Annotated in this window: 5 protein-coding genes; 3 read left to right on the plus strand and 2 right to left on the minus strand. The window is 65.0% G+C overall.

Going from position 1 to position 5828, the window contains the following annotated elements; translation table 11 throughout:
• The coding region (locus ACY69P_RS13300; RefSeq protein ID WP_462327817.1) for a GGDEF domain-containing protein at positions 1-1086 on the minus strand (1086 nt) is incomplete at its 3' end.
• 282 nt (positions 1087-1368) lie between these two features.
• Here ACY69P_RS13300 and ACY69P_RS13305 point away from each other — a divergent pair.
• From ACY69P_RS13305 to ACY69P_RS13315, 3 genes are all read left to right on the plus strand, one after another.
• Complete coding sequence (locus ACY69P_RS13305) at positions 1369-2217, plus strand: glycosyltransferase family 2 protein (protein ID WP_462327818.1); 849 nt, start codon at positions 1369-1371, stop codon at positions 2215-2217.
• Positions 2218-2326: 109 nt separating this feature from the next.
• Complete coding sequence (locus ACY69P_RS13310) at positions 2327-3973, plus strand: glycosyltransferase family 4 protein (RefSeq protein ID WP_462327819.1); 1647 nt, start codon at positions 2327-2329, stop codon at positions 3971-3973.
• A gap of 10 nt (positions 3974-3983) precedes the next feature.
• Entirely contained in the window at positions 3984-5087 is a 1104-nt protein-coding gene (locus ACY69P_RS13315; protein WP_462327820.1) for a glycosyltransferase, read from the plus strand.
• Here the strand turns inward: ACY69P_RS13315 and ACY69P_RS13320 are convergent.
• Positions 5011-5828 (minus strand): esterase/lipase family protein (locus ACY69P_RS13320; RefSeq protein WP_462327821.1); only part of this gene is annotated, 818 nt, incomplete at its 5' end. The two genes, ACY69P_RS13315 and ACY69P_RS13320, sit on opposite strands and share 77 nt — an antisense overlap.

Raw genomic sequence — 5828 nt, forward strand, 5'->3', positions numbered from 1 at the left:
AAAGTGGTCAAGGTCCAGCATCAGCAGCGAGATTTCCTGATGATAACGCTGGGCGCGCTTCAGCTCATCCACCAGATGTTCGTCAAAATACTGACGATTGTAGATGCGGGTCAGGCCGTCGTGGTCCGCGCGGATTTTGACCTCGCGGTAGAGCAGGGCGTTTTTGAGGGCAAGGCCAAGGTGGTTGACTGCGGAGTGCAGCACGTCGCGCTGTTCCTTGCCGAGGCGGACCGGCTCCTTGGTGAGCAGGGCCAGACAGCCAAAGTCGATGCCGCCCGCCTTGAGCGGCAGCAGCACAACCTGCCCGGGGCGCGGCGAGAGGTCTTCGCCCTCGTCGGTTGTGGCGGCGTCCATCAAAAAGGTGAGCTGGTAGCTGTCCACATGGCTGCCGGACAGCTTGGCCGCCGTTTTGAGCATAAGCTCCACCCACGCCTCCTGCACGGTGTTGTGCTCATGGAAGGCGAGGAACAGTTCGGCCTCGATGTTCTCGCGGCCGTTTTCGGTCCACAAGATACACTGCGCGGCCTGTACCGGCATCAGCATGTTCAGGTCCTGCCGGGCCTGCGCAAGGATGGTTGCGGGGTTCAGGCTTTCCACGGCGCGCGTCATGATGCGGTTCAGAAACAGCAGGTAGCTGTTCTTGCGGGAAAGAATCTCACGTTCAAGGGAGATTTCACGCGTCATGCGCATAATGTCGTCATAGAGGTTATGCACCTCAATGCCCTTGACGAGGGTGTCCTGAATGCTGGCGGCCTTCAGCGGCGAGGTGACCATGGATAAAAATCCGTGGTCCAGAAAGACCTCCGGCGAGGGCGCGTCCGCATTGGCACCGACAACCATGACCTTCTGCGTGGTCTCCCAATCAAGGATGGCGGCCTTGCGGTCGTCGTCCAGCGTGGTCCAGACGCCATAGTCGATCCAGACGAGAAAGGGCTGTTCGCGTTCAACCTGTCCGTTTTCGGGCAAGGCGGAGCCGGGCCAGTTGAGCAGTGTGTAGCTGTCTCCGGCTTCGGCTTCTATTTTTTTACGGTCAATGTCGTTGAGGCCAAAGCCCCAGAGGACGGTGCGGTTGTCATTATGTTGCATGTGCGGTCCCCGCTAATGATGGAATGGAGTTCCTGTCTGGAGGCCAATGAAGCAAAAACGGGGCCAATGGCAGGGAATGCCGCATAACGCGCGGGCTTGGCGGGGGGCGGCGGCGAGGGGCCTTGTGTCGCAGAGTCCGGGGAGCGTTGAATTTTTGACGCTGGGGCGCAGTGAAAAGTTCCTTTTTTCTGGTATGGTGGAAGTGAGGAGTCATCACCACCCGTCGATACGGGGCGGACGGATTTGCCCCCATATCCCTAGGCCAGAATGAGGAGAACCCGCGTGAGCCCCTGCATTTCGGTCATTATCCCCAACCACAACTACAGCCGGTACCTGCCGGAACTTTTTGCCTCTCTGCGCGCGCAGAGTGTCGGGCTTGGCGAGGCGGAGGTGCTGTTTGTGGACGACGCCAGCACGGATGATTCCGTTACCGTGGCGCGGCGCGAGGGGGAGACGCTGGGCGCGCTTGATTTCCGCCTGCTGCGCGTTGCGCGGCAGGGGCGGCCCGGCCCGGTGCGCAATGTTGGCCTTGCTGCGGCCCGCGGGCGGTATCTTTTGTGCATGGATTCCGATGACGTGCTGGAATCCCGTTTCCTGGAGGCAACACTTGCCGCCCTGAAGCAGGACCCGCGCGCCGGACTGGCGTACACGGACCTTGTGCGCATAACGCCGGACGGGACGCACCATGTGGCCTTGCCGGAGTGCACCCTCGACGTGCTGCGCCAGCAGAATGTGGTGTCGTCCATGGTGCTCCTGCGCCGCGAGGCGTATGAAGCCTGTGGCGGCTTCCGGGGCGACACGCTGTACGAGGATTGGGACATGTGGCTGCGCATTGTGGCCGCCGGGTTCACGGCGGCGCATGTGCCCGAGGCGCTGTATGTGTACCGCGTGCACGGGGACAGCTTCACGTCCGGCGCGGTTCTGCGCGATGCACAGGCCAAGGCGGCCATTGTCCTTGCCAACAGGCAAGTGTTTCCGGCCACGGTGGCGGCGTGGGCGCGCGGCGTCATGCGCGGCGAAGCGTGGGCGGCGCCGTTTGGGCGCGGGCTTATTCCACGGGCAGAGGATGTGCGGCGGCTGAGGCAGATAGCGCAGGACGTTCTGCGTAGGCGGCTGGAGCGCAAGCCCTAGCCGGAGAGTGACCATCATCCGCGGATGAACAATCGGTGCGGATGACAAAACCGGAGCGGCGCGCCAGACGGCCTTGACGTCGTCGGTGCTCTGTGCTCCTTGCAGCTTCATGAAATCACAACGAATATGGGGAACCCTCGACCCCTTTTATGAGGGGGGAGCCATCATGGGGCGCAGCGTGGCCAATGTGGCCTTTCTGCGCGCGCTTCTGCGGGCCGACCCCTTTGACGAATACCATTTCTTTTTGACGGGAAAAAAGCAGGTGGACAGCGTAACGGCGCGGCTGGCGGAGGACTTTCCCGCCATGGCCGAGGCCGGGCGCTTTTGCGTACGGCGGCGCGAGGCGCTCCCCGCCGCGCTGGCGCAGACGGACTACCACGCCTTTCACCTGTCGGACTGCATTAATTATCCCGCCTATCTCGCGGCCCTGCGTAACGCCGAAAGCCGTGAGATATTCCCCATCACCGGGCCGACGCACTCCCTGAGCTATCAGCGCTATATGCGCGATTTCCTCGCCCACTTGTGGCCGGGGACCACCCTGCGCGACTGCGTGGTGGCCACTTCGCGCACCGCCGTGGACGTTGTGGACGGCTTCTACAGCGCTTTGGAGTCCGGCTATGGTCTGCGCGGCGGCATGCGGCCCACTGTACGGCGCATCCCCCTTGGCGTGGACGCGGACTACTACCGTCCGGCCACGTCACAGGAGCGCGCCGCGGCCCGCGCCAGCGTGGACATGGACCCCGACGGAGTGATGCTCCTCGTCTTTGCACGGCTGTCGCCATACTCCAAGATGGACGTTCTGCCTCTGATTCGGACGCTTTTGCGTGTGCGGCGGGGTGGGATGGACCTCTCCAAGGTGACCTTGTGCCTTGGCGGGTGGAACGACGGCGTGGGGAACTTTCCCAATATGCTGAGGGAGATGGCGCGCAATATCGGCGTGGGCTGGCGGCTGGAGGAAAGCCCGTCGGACACGCGAAAGCGCGAACTCTTCTGGGCGAGTGATGTGTTCCTGTCGCCTGTGGACAATCCGCAGGAGACCTTTGGCCTGACGCTCCTTGAGGCCGGCGCCATGGGCGTGCCCGTGTTGGCCTCGGCCTATGACGGCTACCGCGACCTTGTGGTGGACGGCGCGACGGGATTCCTTGTCCCCACGGTGGGCCCGGTACGTAGCGGCAGCATCGACAGGACGGCCCCCCTTGTGGCCGACGCCGAGGCGCACCTGCATATGGCGCAGCAGACCGCCGTGGATGTGGCCGTGATGGCGCAGCGGCTGGAGGCGCTGATGGTGGACGCAGGCCTGCGGCGTCGCATGGGCGCGGCGGCGCGGGAGCGCGTGGCGCGCGATTTTTCCTGGGATGAAGTGGTCCGCCAGCACTGCGCGCTGTGGGACGAATTATGGACCACGCCCATGGACCGCGAGGCCCTGCGCGGCGTACGCCACCCCATGCACCTGCCCTATGCGGAGCTGTTTGGCGGCTACACGACGCTGCGCGTGGACGGCGACCTGCGCCTTGTTTGGTCCCAGTCCGGGCAGGCCGTGTACCGGGGGCGCGACTTTGTCACCATGTATGAAGGCATAGAGCGGCGCATTTCGCCGGAGGCCTTGCGGCGGCTGGTCTTTTTTGCGCGGCGTCCCATAGACGCCGCAGAGCTTGTGTCCCGCTACGCCGAGGCCGAAGGGCTGGGCGCGGAGGATGCGGAATTTGGCGTGCTGTGGGCGCTGAAGCATGATTTTCTGGAGCGGACCGATGTGTGATGCGCCCCCTGTGCATATTCATAGTGTGTTGGAATCGCGCGGTGGGGCCACGGCCATTGCCCGCGCGCTGCACGAGTCGCTCCTACGGGAGGAGGCCGACAGTACCTTTGGCTTCGAGATGGCGGAACTCGGCGACGCCAGCCGCGCGGCGCTGTGCGCGCCGCAGGATGTTGGCGCGCAGGCGACGCCCTCGCGCCTTGTGCATCTGCATGCCACACGAGATTGGACGGCATGCCTTGACGGTGTGGCCGGGCATCCGGCGTCTTTGGTGACGCTACATGATTTTTCGCTTCTGACCGGCGGGTGCCATGCCCCGCTGGAGTGTCAGCAGTGGCGCACCGGTTGCGGCGGACCGTGTCCGCAGGCCTACCCGGAGACCGGGGCGGAGTGCCGGCGTCGGCGCGATGCCGTGGGGCGCGTGGCTCCGGTGTTGGTGTCGCCGTCGCGGTACCTTGCCGCCAGCGCGCGCGAGGTGTTTCCGCAGGCGGATGTGCGCGTTATCCCCAATGGTGTGCCGTGGCCGCGGGGGCATATTTCCCGGGCGGAGGCGCGCCGCATTGCCGAAGTGCCGCAGGATGCGAAGCTGGTGCTCTTTGTGGCGCATGGCGGCACCAAGGCGGCGTTTAAGGCCGGGGGCAAATGGCATGACGTGTGGCGCAGCATCAAGGCTGCGGTCCCGGAGGCGCAGTGCTTTATGGTTGGGGGCGAGCGTTTTGAGCGGCAGGGCGACGTGACGCATTGGCCCTACGTGGACCGCCGCACCATGATGTGCTTTATGCGCGCGGCGGATGTGTTGGCTTATCCGACCATGGCGGACAACCATCCGCTGGTGGTGCTGGAGGCCATGAGTATGGAACTGCCCTGCGTGGCGTTTGGCGTTGGCGGCATACCGGAGCAGATGGTGCACGGCGAATCGGGCATGGTGCCCGCGCCCGGGCGCTGGAATGACCTTGCCGCGCAGGTGGCAATGCTCTTAAAGCGCCCCCGCCTTGCGCGCGGCATAGGCCGGGGCGGCTACGAGCACGGGCAAACGCGCTTTACGCGGGAACGGATGGTTGCGGACTATCTGCGGCTGTACCGGCGTCTTGGCGAGCGTCTGCGCACGCCTGTGTGATGAACGCCGTTGCGGCCCGAGCGGCCTCAGCGTCGTACAGCAGGCCAATGTGGCTGACGGGGCGGGTCATCTGTTCCGTCCACCCCGGCAGGCTGATGCGTAGGGCGCGCCCCGGCAGGACCATGGCGTCCACAGGCGAATACAGGCTCAGGCACGGACACGGCGGCGTAGGTTCCGCATTGTGGATGGCCCGTATGGCCGGGCCGTCAAGGCGGATATCCTTCGCCAGCCTCCCAAGAGCGAGGGCCGCCAGCTTGCTGCCCTGATGCGGCGTGCCCAGTGTGACCACGGCGTCCGTGTGGCGGGCGATGGTGGGATATTTGAGCAGGGCGCGGATGAGCAGACCGCCCATGCTGTGCCCCACAAGGACAATGCGCCGCTGCGGCTCCTTGTCCAGCTCCCGGACAAGGCGCAGGGCAAGGCGGTCGGCCGTGGCGGTGAAGTCGCGCCCAAAGCTGCAGTAGCTCAGGGTGCGCTGGTCCGTGAGCCCCGCCCGCGCAAAGCGCCGCGAGGCCACAATCCACGCCGAGGCGTTGTGGTAGATGCCGTGGATGAAGACCACACGCGGCGCGCCGTCGGCACTGGCCTTTGGCAGCCAGAGCTTGGGAGCAATGGCCGCTGGCGAAGTCAGCAGGATGGTCAGTTGACTGCGCACGCTGTTGAGCGCGCCCCGCAGGGTCCACGCCAGAGCGCGCGGCACGCCAAGGGGATGCAGGGGTGAAGCGTCGCCTTCGTTGATGG

This window comes from Desulfobaculum sp., assembly GCF_054921475.1.